Source organism: Shigella sp. FJ200513 (genome assembly GCF_040495915.1).
Taxonomy (GTDB): Bacteria; Pseudomonadota; Gammaproteobacteria; order Enterobacterales; family Enterobacteriaceae; genus ECMA0423.
In genome coordinates this window covers 1-16,226 of sequence record NZ_JBDYCV010000029.1, presented here as the reverse complement: position 1 = coordinate 16,226, position 16,226 = coordinate 1, and the positions used below count along the sequence as shown (strand labels likewise).

The 16,226-nt window shown below is 49.8% G+C and carries 11 protein-coding genes and 2 pseudogenes; 5 read left to right on the top strand and 8 right to left on the bottom strand.

Annotation, left to right across the window (positions count from 1 at the left end):
* Nucleotides 1-38 precede the first annotated feature (38 nt).
* Nucleotides 39-1,079: an NADP(H)-dependent aldo-keto reductase gene (locus ABZJ92_RS08705; protein WP_001199295.1), complete on the top strand. Its 1,041-nt coding sequence runs from the start codon at nt 39-41 to the stop codon at nt 1,077-1,079.
* A 32-nt stretch (nt 1,080-1,111) separates the two neighbouring features.
* Here the strand turns inward: ABZJ92_RS08705 and lplT are convergent, their stop codons facing one another.
* Nucleotides 1,112-2,302, bottom strand: coding sequence for a lysophospholipid transporter LplT (lplT, locus tag ABZJ92_RS08700; RefSeq protein ID WP_000004638.1), 1,191 nt, complete (start codon nt 2,300-2,302; stop codon nt 1,112-1,114).
* The gene (gene aas / locus ABZJ92_RS08695) at nt 2,295-4,454 is read right to left on the bottom strand and encodes a bifunctional acyl-ACP--phospholipid O-acyltransferase/long-chain-fatty-acid--ACP ligase (RefSeq protein ID WP_000899047.1); all 2,160 of its coding nucleotides are present in this window, start codon (nt 4,452-4,454) and stop codon (nt 2,295-2,297) included. Before aas ends, lplT begins: the two co-directional genes overlap by 8 nt.
* Before the next feature lie 585 nt (nt 4,455-5,039).
* Here aas and galR point away from each other — a divergent pair.
* Nucleotides 5,040-6,071 carry an HTH-type transcriptional regulator GalR gene (gene galR / locus ABZJ92_RS08690; RefSeq protein WP_000201051.1) on the top strand — a complete coding sequence of 344 codons (1,032 nt, stop codon included), beginning with the start codon at nt 5,040-5,042 and terminating at the stop codon, nt 6,069-6,071.
* Nucleotides 6,072-6,077: 6 nt separating this feature from the next.
* Here the strand turns inward: galR and lysA are convergent, their stop codons facing one another.
* The gene (lysA, locus tag ABZJ92_RS08685; RefSeq protein ID WP_001120740.1) at nt 6,078-7,340 is read right to left on the bottom strand and encodes a diaminopimelate decarboxylase; all 1,263 of its coding nucleotides are present in this window, start codon (nt 7,338-7,340) and stop codon (nt 6,078-6,080) included.
* A 121-nt stretch (nt 7,341-7,461) separates the two neighbouring features.
* On the opposite strand from lysA, the gene lysR reads away from it, so the two are divergent.
* Nucleotides 7,462-8,397 carry a DNA-binding transcriptional regulator LysR gene (lysR, locus tag ABZJ92_RS08680; protein WP_000741835.1) on the top strand — a complete coding sequence of 312 codons (936 nt, stop codon included), beginning with the start codon at nt 7,462-7,464 and terminating at the stop codon, nt 8,395-8,397.
* Here lysR and ygeA read toward each other — a convergent pair.
* From ygeA to ABZJ92_RS08655, 5 genes are all read right to left on the bottom strand, one after another.
* Nucleotides 8,384-9,076 carry an amino acid racemase gene (gene ygeA / locus ABZJ92_RS08675; RefSeq protein ID WP_000848640.1) on the bottom strand — a complete coding sequence of 231 codons (693 nt, stop codon included), beginning with the start codon at nt 9,074-9,076 and terminating at the stop codon, nt 8,384-8,386. The genes lysR and ygeA overlap by 14 nt on opposite strands.
* Before the next feature lie 128 nt (nt 9,077-9,204).
* Nucleotides 9,205-10,623, bottom strand: coding sequence for an arabinose-proton symporter AraE (araE, locus tag ABZJ92_RS08670; protein WP_000256435.1), 1,419 nt, complete (start codon nt 10,621-10,623; stop codon nt 9,205-9,207).
* 314 nt (nt 10,624-10,937) lie between these two features.
* Nucleotides 10,938-11,699 (bottom strand): 2-dehydro-3-deoxy-D-gluconate 5-dehydrogenase KduD, encoded by a 762-nt coding sequence (gene kduD / locus ABZJ92_RS08665; RefSeq protein ID WP_000603535.1) that lies wholly within the window; start codon nt 11,697-11,699, stop codon nt 10,938-10,940.
* 29 nt (nt 11,700-11,728) lie between these two features.
* The gene (kduI, locus tag ABZJ92_RS08660; RefSeq protein ID WP_000383214.1) at nt 11,729-12,565 is read right to left on the bottom strand and encodes a 5-dehydro-4-deoxy-D-glucuronate isomerase; all 837 of its coding nucleotides are present in this window, start codon (nt 12,563-12,565) and stop codon (nt 11,729-11,731) included.
* 286 nt (nt 12,566-12,851) lie between these two features.
* A complete protein-coding gene (locus ABZJ92_RS08655) occupies nt 12,852-14,033 on the bottom strand; it encodes an acetyl-CoA C-acetyltransferase (RefSeq protein WP_000656037.1) in 1,182 nt (393 codons plus the stop codon).
* Nucleotides 14,034-14,287: 254 nt separating this feature from the next.
* Between ABZJ92_RS08655 and ABZJ92_RS08650 the strand changes: the two are divergent.
* Both ABZJ92_RS08650 and ABZJ92_RS08645 read left to right on the top strand, forming a co-directional pair.
* A pseudogene (locus ABZJ92_RS08650) lies at nt 14,288-15,517 on the top strand (amino acid permease).
* A 426-nt stretch (nt 15,518-15,943) separates the two neighbouring features.
* Nucleotides 15,944-16,087 (top strand): annotated as a pseudogene (locus tag ABZJ92_RS08645) (helix-turn-helix transcriptional regulator); the annotation flags it as partial.
* Between the last annotated feature and the right edge of the window lie 139 nt (nt 16,088-16,226).

Here is a 16,226-nt window from a genome sequence, read left to right as displayed (position 1 = left end):
TATATTCCTTATGTCGTGATTATAAAAAGGAAACGGCTATGCAATATCACCGTATACCCCACAGTTCGCTGGAAGTCAGCACGCTGGGGCTTGGCACGATGACGTTTGGTGAACAGAACAGCGAAGCCGACGCCCACGCACAACTCGACTATGCCGTCGCTCAGGGCATTAACCTTATCGACGTTGCCGAAATGTACCCAGTACCTCCGCGCCCCGAAACGCAAGGGTTAACCGAAACCTACGTCGGCAACTGGCTGGCGAAACATGGCAGCCGCGAAAAGTTAATTATCGCCTCCAAAGTGAGCGGACCGTCGCGCAATAATGACAAGGGCATCCGCCCGGATCAGGCGCTGGATCGGAAGAATATCCGCGAAGCGCTGCATGACAGCCTCAAGCGCCTACAGACTGATTACCTCGATCTTTATCAGGTGCACTGGCCGCAGCGCCCGACCAACTGCTTCGGCAAACTCGGTTATAGCTGGACGGATTCTGCGCCTGCGGTTTCGCTGCTGGATACGCTGGACGCACTGGCAGAGTACCAACGCGCGGGAAAAATTCGTTATATCGGCGTGTCGAACGAAACTGCATTTGGCGTAATGCGCTACCTGCATCTGGCGGACAAACACGATCTGCCGCGTATTGTCACCATTCAGAACCCTTACAGTCTGTTAAACCGCAGTTTTGAAGTAGGTCTGGCAGAAGTCAGCCAGTATGAAGGGGTCGAACTGCTGGCCTATTCGTGCCTGGGTTTCGGCACGCTGACCGGGAAATATCTCAATGGTGCAAAACCCGCTGGCGCACGTAATACGCTCTTTAGTCGGTTCACCCGCTATAGCGGTGAGCAAACGCAAAAAGCCGTCGCGGCGTATGTTGATATCGCCAGACGTCATGGCCTTGATCCTGCTCAGATGGCGCTCGCGTTTGTACGCCGTCAACCGTTTGTTGCCAGCACTCTGCTGGGCGCAACCACGATGGATCAGCTGAAAACTAACATCGAAAGTTTGCATCTGGAGTTAAGCGAAGACGTATTAGCTGAAATTGAAGCGGTACATCAGGTTTATACTTATCCTGCACCATAAAGATTAACGCCGGTTAAAACCGGCGTTAAATATTAATGACGGCGCTGCCAGATCCACAGCGCCGTTATTGCCAGCGCAAATAGCGCACCGAAGCCAATGCCAATGGGCACGACCGGGATGCCTACCATTACCGCCAGCGAGTAAATGCCCAGCATCAACAACATGGCGCTGTTTTCGCCAAGGTTTTGTACTGCAATCGCATTCCCCGCCCCGACGCTTTTTTTACCCCGCTCCTGTAGCAACGCATTGAGCGGAACGACAAAAAAGCCCCCCAGCACGCCAATCAGCATCAACAAGGCATAGGCTGGCAGCAGCTCGTGTTGCAGGGAGAAAATCGGTACCACCACGCCAATCAAAATCCCGGCTGGCATACAGCGTGACACGGTTTCCAGCGTAACCAGCTTCGCTGCCGCACCTGCGCCAACCACGATACCAATCGCTACCATCGCGTTGAGATAGGTCGGCGTAGCGTTATCGGTAATGCCCAGCGCCACCGGTACCCACAGCACCAACAGGAAACGCAGCGTGACACCCGCTCCCCAGAATAAACTGGTGCCCACCAGCGAAAAACGCGTTTCACCATTGCACCATAGCGAGGTGCAGGCATTCAGGAAACTGCGGGTCATGTTGATGAGATTCCAGGACTGCCCCGGACGCGCCGCCAGTTTGGGAATGTAGATATTGGCAACGACCGCACCACCGTAGGCCAGTGCGCATGCGGCCAGAGCGACCAGGACATGCCAGTCAGCCAGCACACCACCGGCTACGGAACCGAGTAAAATCGCCGCTATGGCAGAAGCTTCCATTAAACCGTTAGCTTTTACTAACTTACTACCCGTGGTTAATTCGCCGAGAATACCGTATTTCGCCGGTGAATAGGCTGCAGCACCAACACCCACCAGCGTATAGCCGAGAAACGGATTGATACCAAAGCAGATACTGGCTGCGCCCAGCAGCTTCAGGCCGTTGGCAAACATCATCACCCGGCCTTTGGCGAAGCTATCCGCCACCTGCCCGACAAACGGCGCCAAAAGAATGTAAGCACCTACAAACACCATTTGCAGGATGGGCTGGCTCCACTCCGGATAGAACTGCGCTTTCAGTAACGCCAGAGTGGCAAACAGTAGCGCGTTATCGCCAAACGCAGAGAGAAACTGCGCCACGATAACCGCTTTCATCCCCTTCGACCACAACGAAGTGTTAGTGTGCACTGACTCACTCATCGTGTTGTTCCGCTTCGTCTACCCAGCTTTTCAACGTGACAAAGTCAGGTTTGCCGCTGCCAAGTAATGGCATCTGTTTCAGATAGCGAATATCGCGCGGTACAGCAAGCTCCGGCACGCCGTGCTCGCGGGCATACTGTTGCAACTTATCGCGCGTCAGTTCGTTATCTGTGGTGAAAAGCACCAGTGCCTCGCCTTTGCTGGCATCGCTCTTAATCGCAGTGGCATGGACTTTATCTGGCGAAACACCAAGTGCCAGTTGTTCCACCATTTCCAGCGACACCATTTCGCCTGCAATTTTGGCAAAGCGTTTTGCGCGGCCCTGAATCTGCACAAAGCCCTGCTCGTCAAAACGCACAATATCGCCAGTGTCATACCAGCCGCGCTCCATTTCGCCGCGAACATTCTCGGCGGTGGGCACTTCCAGTACACCTGGCTTCTCCACCCGCAGATAGCCGTTCATTATGTTCGGCCCTTTCAGTTGCAGGCGTCCGCCCTCTTCGATACCAGGGACCGACAACAGGCGTGCATCCATTCCTGGTAGAATACGCCCTACCGTACCGGGTTTCGCCGCCATCGGTACGTTGATAGAAACGACAGGCGCGCATTCGGTCACACCGTAGCCTTCAAGGATGCGCAGGCCAAATTTATCCTGCCAAAGCTGTTTGGTACTTTCTTGTAGTTTTTCTGCGCCTGCCACCACATAGCGTAGACGATAGAAGTCATACGGGTTGGCGAAACGCGCGTAGTGACCGAGGAAAGTCGAGGTACCGAACAACACGGTGCAACTGCGGTCATACACCAAGTCCGGCACAATGCGGTAATGCAGCGGGCTTGGATAAAGGAACACTTCTGCACCTGTAAGCAGTGGCGTAAACAGGCCTACCGTCAGCCCAAAGGAGTGAAACAGCGGTAATGCCGACATAAAGCGATCGTTGGTGGTGAAGTCGGCAATCGTTTTAATCTGCTCGACGTTCGCCAGAATGCTTTTATGGCTATGGACGACGCCTTTTGGATGGCCTTCAGAACCGGAGGTAAAGAGGATCAGCGCCTCTTCTTCCGGCTGCTGTTTTACCTGCGCCAGGCGCGGCATCAGCAAATGAGCGAAGATCCATACTTTGTCGGCAGTGGTGACATCTGCTTTTAAATCTTCCAGATAGACCCAGCGCACCTGAGTAAGTTGCTCCGGCAGATGCCAGAGTTTGCCTTTATCGAGAAACTGGCGGGAAGTGAAGATGGTTTTGATTTCAGCCGCCGTAATAGCACTGGTCAGCCCTTTTACCCCGGCAGTGTAGTTCATCATTGCGGGAATGCGGCGACGCGCGATGGCCCCAAAAATCACTGCCGCACTGATGCCTGCATTGGGCAGCATTAAGCCGATGCGTTCGCCTTCAACACTGTATTTTTCAAGGATGCGTCCAACAAACAGCGTTTTCGTAAGCAATTTGCGATAGGAGTCTGGGGTAAAGTTGACGTCTTCGACACATTTCTTCCCGGCTCCGAAGCGGTACATTGCACTCAGTAAAGATTCGTACAGAGTTTCACGCGGGCGCACCGCCATACGCGCTTCCATCATTATTTGATGCAGCATTTCGCCAGCGATTTTGCGACGGTCACGGGCACGCGGCGCATCCGGCATCGCCACCTGCGTTGGAGGCAAAATATGCAGAGTAATTTGCGGGAACAAGCGACGTTTAACCAGACCTTTCAGGCGGCTGAAGTGCGTAAGTTCCGCCCCTTCAATACGCACAGGAATAACCGTTGCACCAGACTTCGCCGCGACAAAACCCGCGCCATCGTAGATTTTCATCAGCGAGCCTGTAGTGGTGATGCGTCCTTCAGGGAAAATCACCACTGGTCGGCCCTGTTCCACCAGACGTACCAGATGTTTAATAGCCATAGGTTGCGTCGGGTCGAGAGGAACAAAGTCGATAAATGATTTCAGCCAACGCATATACCACTGTTGGCTTATTGAGGTGTAAACGGCAAACACTGGACGCACAGGTAAAAACAGTCCAAGCAAAATGCCATCAATAAAAGAGACGTGATTAGGCGTAATTAGTACGCGCTCGCCCTTCAGTGCCTGGGTGTCACCCGTAACGCGAACGCGATACAAAACACGGCACAAATTTCGAAAAAAGCTAAAAAGCATTCCAACTCCCTTTGCTCTGATTCAGTAAAAGCGAATGGAGGGAGATTACACGAGATAAAGAACGCGAGCGACAGTAAATTAGGTGCGAAAAAAAACCTGCGCATCCGCGCAGGTTGGTGCAAGAGACAGGGTACGAAGAGCGTACCGAATAATCTCACCAATCAATACCTCTGGGATCTTGATTGTGGTCTGCACGACGACTCTTCGCCAGCGAGAAAACGCAAAGGAATGAAGGGAAATGCAACGAGGTGTGTAAATTGTCGGTTACTGTTACAGATTGATGACCGGCAAAAAAAAACCTGCGCATCTGCGCAGGCTGGTGTAATTCATGTGCTCAACACGAAGTTGACTTCACCTATCAATACCTCTGGGATCACCACTTTAGCAACCTGAAGCCAAACGCCACCAGCGGTCAATCGCAACAGCGTTTCGCAAAGTGTAACCAAAGGTTTGCAATCTCTTTTTTTGTCTTACTTATTTGCGTTTGGCTCACATTCCCACGATGAAAACACGCCACCCCTTGAACCAACGGGCGTTTTCCGTAACACTGAAACAATGTAAGCGTTTACCCACTAAGGTATTTTCATGGCGACCATAAAGGATGTAGCCCGACTGGCAGGCGTTTCAGTCGCCACCGTTTCCCGCGTCATTAATAATTCACCCAAAGCCAGCGAAGCTTCCCGGCTGGCTGTGCATAGTGCAATGGAGTCTCTTAGCTATCACCCGAACGCCAACGCCCGTGCGCTGGCGCAGCAGACCACTGAAACGGTCGGTCTGATCGTTGGTGATGTTTCCGATCCGTTTTTCGGTGCAATGGTGAAAGCGGTCGAACAGGTGGCTTATCACACCGGTAATTTCTTATTGATTGGCAACGGTTACCACAACGAACAAAAAGAGCGTCAGGCTATTGAGCAACTGATCCGCCATCGCTGTGCTGCGTTGGTCGTCCATGCCAAAATGATCCCAGATGCCGATTTAGCCTCATTAATGAAACAAATGCCCGGTATGGTGCTGATCAACCGTATCCTGCCTGGCTTTGAAAACCGTTGTATTGCTCTTGACGATCGTTACGGTGCCTGGCTGGCAACGCGTCATTTAATTCAGCAAGGTCATACCCGCATTGGTTATCTGTGCTCTAACCACTCTATTTCTGACGCCGAAGATCGTCTGCAAGGGTATTACGATGCCCTTGCTGAAAGTGGTATTCCGGCCAATGATCGGCTGGTGACATTTGGCGAACCAGACGAAAGCGGCGGCGAACAGGCAATGACCGAGCTTTTGGGACGAGGAAGAAATTTCACTGCGGTAGCCTGTTATAACGATTCAATGGCGGCGGGCGCGATGGGCGTTCTCAATGATAATGGTATTGATGTACCGGGTGAGATTTCGTTAATTGGCTTTGATGATGTGCTGGTGTCACGCTATGTGCGTCCGCGCCTGACCACCGTGCGTTACCCAATCGTAACGATGGCGACCCAGGCTGCCGAACTGGCTTTGGCACTGGCGGATAATCGCCCTCTCCCGGAAATTACTAATGTATTTAGTCCGACGCTGGTACGTCGTCATTCAGTGTCAACTCCGTCGCTGGAGGCAAGTCATCATGCAACCAGCGACTAACCGCAGTTAAAGCAATTCCAGCGCCAGTAATTCTTCGATGGTCTGGCGACGGCGAATCAACCGCGCCTGACCATTATCAAACAGAACTTCTGGTAACAGCGGACGGCTATTGTAGTTGGATGACATTGATGCGCCATATGCCCCTGTATCATGCAGTACCAGATAATCACCTGCCTTCACTTCCGGCAAGGCGCGGGTTTCAACATTTCCCCCTTCCTGCTGGGTAAAGACATCGCCCGATTCACATAACGGCCCGGCGACGACGGTTTCCACCGTTGGCGCGTGTTCCAGAGAACGACCATCAGCTGCCAGGGCACTGATATGGTGGTAACTACCGTACATTGCCGGGCGCATCAGATCGTTGAACCCGGCATCAACCAGCACAAAGTGGCGGCTACCCATTTGTTTGACGCTCCGCACCTGAGTAATTAATACGCCAGACTGCGCTACCAGGAAGCGACCCGGTTCAATTTCCAGTTTCACAGGGTGGCCCAAATGGCGAGCGATTTGCTCACGCGCGGCATTCCACAGACCATAATAATGTTCGGTATCAACCGCCTCTTCACCCTGTTGATAAGGAATAGAAAGCCCACCGCCCGCAGAAATAGCCTGTAAATCCTGACCGAATTCGATAACCTGACGCACCATAGCACCACACACCTGCTCCAGATGGGCATAATCAACGCCAGAACCAATGTGCATGTGAATGCCGACTAGCTGCAGATGATGACGTTGTATCACGTCCAGTGCGGCGGGCAGATCGGTGTACCAGATACCGTGCTTGCTGTTTTCGCCACCGGTATTGGTTTTTTGGCTATGTCCGTGACCAAACCCCGGATTAACGCGCAGCCATACCCGATGCCCTGGCGAAACCTGGCCCAGTTGGTCGAGCGTATCAACAGAACCCGCATTCACCGGAATTTGCAATTCACTGACGCGTTCAAGCGTCGCCTGATCGATAACATCTGCCGTAAAAACAATATCATCGGGGTGCGTTTGCGGATTGTAACCCGCCGCCAACGCACGCTCTATTTCGCCTAACGAGACGGAATCCACTTTCACGCCCTGCTCACGCATTAAGCGCAAAATATGAATATTGGAACAGGCTTTCTGTGCAAAGCGCACCACTTCAAACTGTTTCAGCGCTGCAATCTGCCGACGAATAATTTGCGCATCGTAGACCCACACCGGGCAGCCAAATTCAGCGGGCAAACGCAGCAGATTTTCGGCGGTGAGATCGGTATCGGTGCTGAACAGTGAATGTGGCATAACAAACTCCAGATGAGTGCTTTTTTATGATTACGCCACATCATAAAAAGAATAAAAAATATCGATTTATGTCGAGTCTATGCAAAAATGATATGGATTACCGGATTGCGAGAGAGCGCTAATGGCCGCCGTTAACTTACGTCATATTGAAATTTTTCATGCGGTAATGACCGCCGGAAGCCTGACTGAGGCAGCACACCTGCTACACACCTCACAGCCAACCGTCAGCCGCGAACTGGCGCGCTTTGAGAAGGTGATCGGGCTGAAATTGTTTGAGCGCGTACGTGGACGATTACATCCTACCGTGCAAGGACTGCGTCTGTTTGAAGAAGTGCAACGATCCTGGTACGGACTGGATCGCATTGTCAGCGCCGCAGAAAGTCTGCGCGAGTTTCGCCAGGGAGAACTGTCTATTGCCTGCCTGCCGGTCTTTTCGCAATCTTTTTTACCGCAGCTCCTGCAACCCTTTCTGGCACGTTATCCCGATGTCAGCTTAAATATCGTGCCCCAGGAATCACCGCTACTTGAAGAGTGGCTCTCGGCCCAGCGTCATGATTTAGGACTCACTGAGACACTCCATACGCCTACGGGAACAGAACGTACCGAATTACTCTCTTTAGATGAAGTGTGTGTGTTACCTCCGGGTCATCCGCTGGCGGTAAAAAAGGTATTAACGCCGGATGATTTTCAGGGTGAGAATTACATCAGCCTTTCCCGTACTGACAGCTATCGCCAGTTGCTGGATCAGCTATTTACTGAACATCAGGTTAAACGACGCATGATCGTAGAAACCCACAGCGCCGCGTCAGTCTGCGCAATGGTACGGGCGGGGGTAGGTATTTCGGTGGTTAACCCGCTCACCGCACTAGATTATGCGGCAAGCGGTTTAGTGGTGCGGCGGTTCAGTATTGCGGTTCCGTTCACCGTCAGCCTGATCCGCCCCCTGCACCGCCCGTCATCAGCGCTGGTTCAGGCGTTTAGTGGGCATTTACAAGCGGGGTTACCGAAACTGGTCACTTCTCTTGACGCTATTTTGTCGTCAGCTACGACAGCATAAAAGCGACAGCATCCTCGGCATGGATCGCCGCGGTATCAAACACAGGCAAAACACTGCGCTCTTCTGGCACCAGTAAACCAATTTCTGTGCAGCCAAAAATGACGCCCTGTGCGCCCTGTTCTGCAAGGCGAGCAATCACTTGCGCATAATAAGCGCGTGACGCTTCGGTAAATTGCCCCAGACACAGTTCTTCAAAAATAATCTGATTAATTTTCGCCCGTTCATCCGCTTCAGGAATAAGACAATTGATGGAAAATTGTTCCGTCAGCCGCCCGCGATAAAAATCCTGTTCCATGGTGTAACGCGTACCCAGCAGCGCCACACGAGTCATTCCGGCCCCGGTAATTGCACGTCCGGTGGCATCCGCAATGTGTAAGAAAGGCAGAGTGCAACGTGACTCAATGGCATCCGCCACTTTATGCATCGTATTGGTACATAACACAATACCTTCTGCGCCCGCCCGCTGTAAGCCAAGCGCCGCCTCAGCCAGAATGTCCCCGGTTTTATCCCATTCCCCGCGACGCTGGCACTCTTCTATTTCATGAAAATCGACGCTATGTAGCAGCATTTGCGCAGAGTGAAGCCCACCAAGCCGCTGTTTAATGCCTTCATTTATCAGACGATAGTAAGGAATGGTGGATTCCCAGCTCATTCCTCCCAGCAAACCAATTGTTTTCATTCCTCTCTCCTGATGTGTGTTACCGCAACAAGGCTGAATAAGGAACGAGACAAACGCCTCAACGGCCAGGTGCCCAATCTCTATTAACGAAAAAAGGGCCGGATGTACAGCACATCCGGCCCGTGAAATCAGACGCCGATATTTCTCAACTTCTCGCCTGCCATCAGTTTGCGTTCGATATGTTCCAGCGTGACATTTTTGGTTTCCGGAATGAGCCAGAAAGTAATACCCACAAACGCAATGTTCAGCGCAGTGTAGAGCCAGAACGTACCGGCAGCGCCAATGCTATCAAGCAGTGTCAGGAAGGCCGCGCCGATAATCATATTCGACACCCAGTTTGTCGTCGTCGAACAGGTAATACCGAAATCGCGGCATTTCAGCGGCTGAATTTCAGAGCACAGGATCCACACCACTGGCGCGGCGCTCATCGCATAACCGGCAATACACATCATCGTCATGCCAACAGAGAGCCAGGACAAGCCACTGGAAGCCGTACCGTTATCAAACTGCATCAGGCAATAGCCCAGCACCAGAGTGCCTAACGCCATCACGCTGAAACCAATTTTCAGAGCCGGTTTACGACCTGCTTTATCTACCGTAAAGACCGCAATGAAGGTCGCGAACATAAAGGTCAGTCCCACGACCAGAGTCGCAATCATCTGTTGTTCTGTGGTCGTAAAGCCCGCCATTTTGAAGATACGCGGCGCGTAGTACATGATGATGTTCATACCGGTAAACTGCTGCATCGCCTGCAACAACATACCGAGAAACACAGCACGACGGACGTTACGGTTGATCTTAAACAGTGCCCAACCGCCCTGTTTTAACTTCAGGCTTTCACGAATTTCGTTGAGTTCTTCTCGCGCTTTTTCCGACGTATCGCGCAGCATACGCAACACTTCTTCCGCCTCAATATGACGCCCCTTTTCCGCCAGCCAGCGCGGGCTATTTGGCAGGAAGACCACCAGAATAATCAGCAGAACTGCTGGTAAAGCAAGAACCCCCAACATTGCGCGCCAGTTACCGCTATAACTGAACGCTGTATCGGATAAAAACGCCAGCACGATGCCGAGTGTGACCATCAACTGGTACATACTGATCATCTTACCGCGAACGTTTTCACTTGCCATTTCAGAAAGATACAGAGGAGCGGTGTAAGACGCGATCCCGACAGCAATGCCCAGCACCACACGAGCGGCGATTAACATCTCTACGCTGGTCGCAAAAGCGGACCCTATAGAACCGAGTACAAACAGGATGGCCCCCGCCATCAGGCTGTATTTACGCCCCAGGCGGAACGACAGCCAACCATTAAACAGCGCACCAATTGCTGCGCCGAGCATCATGCTACTAACCACCCATTCCTGCAAACGACTGGTCAGCACAAAGTGATCGGTAATGAACGGCAACGCTCCGGCGATTACGCCGATATCAAGACCAAATAACAATCCTGCGACCGCAGCAGCTACCGAAACAAACATATTCATACGCCGCGTATCACGCAAAGAACGTGGCGTTAAAGCAGATTCCGTATTGATAGTAACCATTTTTTCCTGCCAGCAGAGAGTAAGACATTGTGAAAAAATACGTGAACAATTCACACAGGTGTCAGGTCGGAAACAGCATAAATATGGATTAAATTGCTGCGACATGCCGTTATGTGATGGATATTCCAATTTTAAAATTAAGTTGAATTATTGAGATTATTATTAACCTCCTAATTTTAAAGCAGATAAAATTCATAAAGTTCATTAATTGATAATTGATATGGATTATTTCATAACCATGATATGGATTATGATGATCTAGAGATATAAAAAACCCTGCCATGCGGCAGGGTCATAAAAGTAAGAGGAATGAATTAACGCGCCAGCCAACCGCCATCCACAGCAATGGTATAACCATTTACATAATCTGAAGCGCTGGAGGCAAGAAACACTACCGGCCCCATCAGGTCACTCGGCAGTCCCCAACGGCCAGCTGGAATGCGATCGAGAATTTCCGCGCTACGTTGTTCATCTGCCCGCAGTTGTTGGGTATTGTTGGTCGCCATGTAACCCGGAGCTATCGCATTAACATTAATGTTGTGTTTAGCCCATTCGTTTGCCATCAATCGCGTCACACCCATCACGCCGCTTTTTGATGCGGTATAAGAAGGCACACGGATCCCGCCCTGGAAGGAGAGCATTGACGCGATATTGATAATCTTGCCGCCATTGCCTTGCGCGATAAAGTGTTTCGCCGCTGCCTGAGACATGAAGAATACGCTCTTGATATTCAGGTTCATGACATCGTCCCAGTCTTTTTCGCTGAACTCGAGAGCGTCTTCGCGGCGAATCAATCCGGCGTTATTCACCAGGATATCAATATGACCAAATTCAGCTACCGCGCGATCCAGCAGTCCAGGAATGCCATCAATCTTTCGCAGATCGGCGGTCAGGCTTAAAAAACGACGCCCCAGCGCCGTGACCTGCTCGATGGTTTCAGTCGGTTCAACGATGTTAATGCCAACAATGTCACAGCCCGCTTGCGCCAGCCCCAACGCCATCCCCTGGCCCAGCCCAGTATCACAACCAGTGACGACCGCAACTTTACCTTGGAGAGAAAATGCACTTAAAATCATAACAACACCTTATTCGTTTATGCCCACAACTAGCGCAAATCTTTAACGCCCACATGGTCCATATCATTAAAGACCTGGTTTTCACCGACCATGCCCCAGATAAAGGTATAAGCTTTGGTTCCGACGCCGGAATGGATCGACCAGCTCGGGGAGATCACCGCCTGCTCGTTATGCATCACAATGTGACGCGTTTCTTGCGGCTGCCCCATCATGTGGAAAACGCAGGCGTCATCATCCATATTGAAATAGAAATAAACTTCCATCCGGCGCTCGTGGGTGTGACACGGCATGGTGTTCCACAAGTTACCTGGAGCCAGCTCCGTCAGCCCCATACTCAATTGACAGGTTTCCAGTACATCCGGGACAAAATATTTGTTAATCGTGCGACGGTTACTGGTGAGGTTATCGCCTAACGTGACTGGAGATACTTCGTCCGGTGTGACTTTTTTGGTGGGATACGTCGTATGCGCGGGTGCGCAATTGTAATAAAACTTCGCCGGAGTGGCGGTATCAATACTGGCAAAGACAACTTCTTTTGCACCTTTACCAACATACAGGGCGTCGCGGTGACCGATTTCATAGCATTGACCATCGACAGTAATCGTACCGGCACCGCCAATATTGATAACACCTAACTCGCGACGTTCAAGGAAATAGCTTACGCCGAGTTGTTTACCAACTTCCCCGCCAACGGAAACCGTTTTAGTTATCGGCATAATGCCGCCAACAATAATTCGGTCAATGTGGCTGTAAACCATGGTGTACTCATCGGCGACAAATACCTTTTCAACCAAAAATTCATTGCGCAGCCCTTGGGTATCCAGCGTTTTTGCGTGCGCACCGTGGATGCTCTGTCTTACGTCCACATCAACCTCCGATAATCAGTGAAGCGTGAAAATAGAAAACGATAGTGAAACACTGTTTCGTTTTCTCTATAAAGGGATGATATGCCCATGGGCTAGGGTTTTCAATTAAAAATAAAACAATGTTTTATTTTTAATTTAAGGATTAAAAAAAGTGCAGTGTCGATCACGAATATGTCATGAGAATGGAAAAATGAGGGAGCCCAGAAAATGTATGTCGACTTGCCAGCCATCATTATTCAACAGATTAATGACGGCAGATATTTATCGGTAAGGAGGAAATGCAGAGCTACTCGTCACGTTCAATGGTCAATGCCACGCCCTGGCCCCCGCCGATACAAAGCGTTGCCAGCCCTTTGCGGGCATTACGTTTCACCATTTCATGAACCAGAGAAACCAAGATTCGGCAACCGGAAGCGCCTATCGGGTGACCGAGTGCGATCGCGCCACCATTGACATTGACCCGACGCTCATCCCACTCAAGCATCTTGCCAACCGAAAGCGCCTGTGCAGCAAACGCTTCATTAGCCTCGATAAGATCGACATCAGCCAACTGCCAGCCTACACGCTCCAGGCAACGGCGGGTCGCATACACCGGCGCAATTCCCATCAATGCCGGATCTACACCAACGCTGGCAAATGCGCGGATGCGGGCCAGCACGGGTAAATTCAACGCTCGTGCTTTGGCTTCGCTCATCATCATTACCGCAGCTGCGCCATCGTTTATGGATGATGCATTCCCCGCGGTCACAGAACCGAGACTATCAAATGAAGGATTTAAACGGGCTAAACCTTCTGCACTGGCGTCAGTGCGTGGCTGTTCATCGGTATCAACAACCAACGTCTGACCGTTACTTTGGATCATTACCGGGACGATCTCATCTTTAAATCGTCCGGCGTCAATCGCCGCTCGCGCTTTTTGTTGCGAGCTAAGTGCGTAAGCATCCTGCAACTGACGGCTGATGCCATATTCGCGAGCCAGATTTTCGGCGGTGACACCAATATGATAATCATTGAAGGCATCCCACAACCCATCATGCACCAGACTGTCAACCAACTGGCTATTGCCAAGCTGTTCACCGGTGCGGCTATCAGTCAGAACATGTGGTGCGCGGCTCATGTTTTCCTGGCCACCTGCGATGACAATATCAGCCTCGCCACACTGTATCGCCTGAGTAGCCAGATGCAGTGCTTTAAGACCGGAACCGCAAACGTCATTAATCGTGATTGCAGAAACGCTGTTAGGAAGACCACCTTTAATAGCCGATTGCCTTGCCGGATTCTGCCCTGCCCCTGCAGTCAACACCTGACCAAGAATTACTTCATCCACCGCATATGCAGGAACGCCGGTACGTTCTATTAACGCTTTCACGACCAGACTACCAAGTTCCACGGCGGAATGACCCGCTAACGCACCACGAAAGCAGCCGATAGGTGTCCGTAACGCCCCGACAATCACAACGTCTTTCATCACAACCTCGCACCAATTAACAGTGCAATAGTAAATGATTGTTAATTACAGTTATCTTAATTGTTTAAAAAAAGTGATTTTTATCACAAATGAAATATGCCTGAGCAGTAGTCAGAGTCATAACTGGCACGTAAGGTTTGCAACCACTAACCCACCAATAGATGGGTAGATAGGGCGTTAATCTCCCATACTTAACTTGGTTTATGGTAAATTGCCCTCCATTTTGTTTAATTTGTAGATGATACGTTCAGATAATGTCTAATATTTGGTCTAAAGAAGAAACTCTGTGAAGTTTCGCGCTCTATGGCACAGCCGTTGATGCAGGCACGCTATTCCTTCCTATTCAGTTAGGTTCGGCAGGGGCTGTGGTCCTGTTTATTACTGCTCTGGTCGCCTGGCCTTTAACATATTGGCCACATAAAGCCTTATGCCAGTTCATCCTCTCATCAAAAACATCAGCAGGTGAAGGGATAACGGGCGCGGTAACACACTACTATGGCAAGAAGATTGGTAATCTGATTACCACGCTGTACTTCATCGCCTTTTTTGTCGTCGTGTTGATATATGCAGTGGCAATTACCAACTCACTTACGGAACAGCTGGCAAAGCATATGGTTATTGATCTTCGCATCCGTATGTTGGTGAGTCTGGGTGTTGTATTAATTCTGAATCTCATTTTTCTGATGGGACGTCATGCCACTATTCGGGTAATGGGATTTTTGGTATTCCCATTGATTGCCTATTTCTTATTTCTTTCCATTTACCTTGTCGGTAGTTGGCAACCTGATCTATTAACAACCCAGGTAGAGTTCAATCAGAATACCCTTCACCAGATATGGATATCGATTCCCGTGATGGTTTTCGCCTTTAGCCATACGCCCATTATTTCTACGTTTGCCATAGACAGACGTGAAAAATATGGCGAACACGCTATGGATAAATGCAAAAAAATTATGAAAGTCGCTTATCTCATCATCTGCATAAGTGTACTGTTCTTTGTCTTTAGCTGCCTGCTTTCTATTCCATCTTCGTATATTGAAGCGGCTAAAGAAGAAGGGGTCACCATTTTATCGGCGCTTTCTATGCTGCCGAACGCCCCAGCATGGTTGTCAATTTCCGGGATTATTGTCGCAGTAGTTGCGATGTCGAAATCATTCCTGGGTACGTACTTTGGCGTTATTGAAGGTGCCACAGAGGTCGTCAAAACAACACTACAGCAGGTTGGTGTAAAGAAAAGTCGTGCATTTAACCACGCACTATCAATTATGTTGGTATCGCTGATTACCTTCATTGTTTGTTGCATTAACCCGAACGCGATTTCGATGATTTACGCGATCAGCGGCCCGCTCATTGCCATGATACTTTTCATCATGCCTACGCTGTCAACGTATCTCATCCCGGCGCTTAAACCCTGGCGTTCCATCGGAAATCTGATTACGCTGATCGTGGGTATCCTGTGCGTATCGGTAATGTTCTTTAGCTAATATCCGTTGTGGATGGTTCAAAATTGCTACAATTTTGAACCATTCCATTTTTCATAATATTCATTTGTTATTATTCCGCCCTATCACTTCTCTCGTCATATCCTAGAATTATCAGTTAGTTAAACACACAAAGAGATCTGAACATCTTAAATAAGACTATTTAAGATGCATAACTTAGATTCGCAAGATATCTTCTGGTCATTCAAAAACAATTTGCGATATAGATATTCTCATACCATGAGATAGTTATCTGGACCACGTTCGACCATGCAAGATTAAATCAGTGAAACATAATCATATTTAATAACGAGAAATGCATTTTTAAATATCTTAATCAGAATTATAGCAAATACAGATTAATCGCAATTTTTCCCAGCAAAATTACAAAATCAAGGTGTATTGACATCATCAATCACCAATGAAATTATGCAATTATATACGGATAGGGAGGTTCTTAACATGGGGCTTTGTAGTCGTTATAAAAGTCTTACATGCAATAGTTGCTCAATGCATTGCCAAATAATGCCAGAAGAGTCACCGCGTTTGCAGTACTGCGCAAACTCGTGTTTTGATCTTACCCAGCAATAGTGGACACGCGGCTAAGTGAGTAAACTCTCAGTCAGAGGTGACTCACATGACAAAAACAGTATCAACCAGTAAAAAACCCCGTAAACAGCATTCGCCTGAATTTCGCAGTGAAGCCCTGAAG

Coding starts and splice junctions, on each gene's coding strand:
- aas (WP_000899047.1), bottom strand. CDS start 4,454: ATGCTTTTTAGCTTTTTTCGAAATTTGTGCCGTGTTTTGTATCGCGTT.
- araE (WP_000256435.1), bottom strand. CDS start 10,623: ATGGTTACTATCAATACGGAATCTGCTTTAACGCCACGTTCTTTGCGT.
- ABZJ92_RS08705 (WP_001199295.1), top strand. CDS start 39: ATGCAATATCACCGTATACCCCACAGTTCGCTGGAAGTCAGCACGCTG.
- lysA (WP_001120740.1), bottom strand. CDS start 7,340: ATGCCACATTCACTGTTCAGCACCGATACCGATCTCACCGCCGAAAAT.
- ABZJ92_RS08655 (WP_000656037.1), bottom strand. CDS start 14,033: ATGAAAGACGTTGTGATTGTCGGGGCGTTACGGACACCTATCGGCTGC.
- lysR (WP_000741835.1), top strand. CDS start 7,462: ATGGCCGCCGTTAACTTACGTCATATTGAAATTTTTCATGCGGTAATG.
- lplT (WP_000004638.1), bottom strand. CDS start 2,302: ATGAGTGAGTCAGTGCACACTAACACTTCGTTGTGGTCGAAGGGGATG.
- kduD (WP_000603535.1), bottom strand. CDS start 11,699: ATGATTTTAAGTGCATTTTCTCTCCAAGGTAAAGTTGCGGTCGTCACT.
- ygeA (WP_000848640.1), bottom strand. CDS start 9,076: ATGAAAACAATTGGTTTGCTGGGAGGAATGAGCTGGGAATCCACCATT.
- galR (WP_000201051.1), top strand. CDS start 5,040: ATGGCGACCATAAAGGATGTAGCCCGACTGGCAGGCGTTTCAGTCGCC.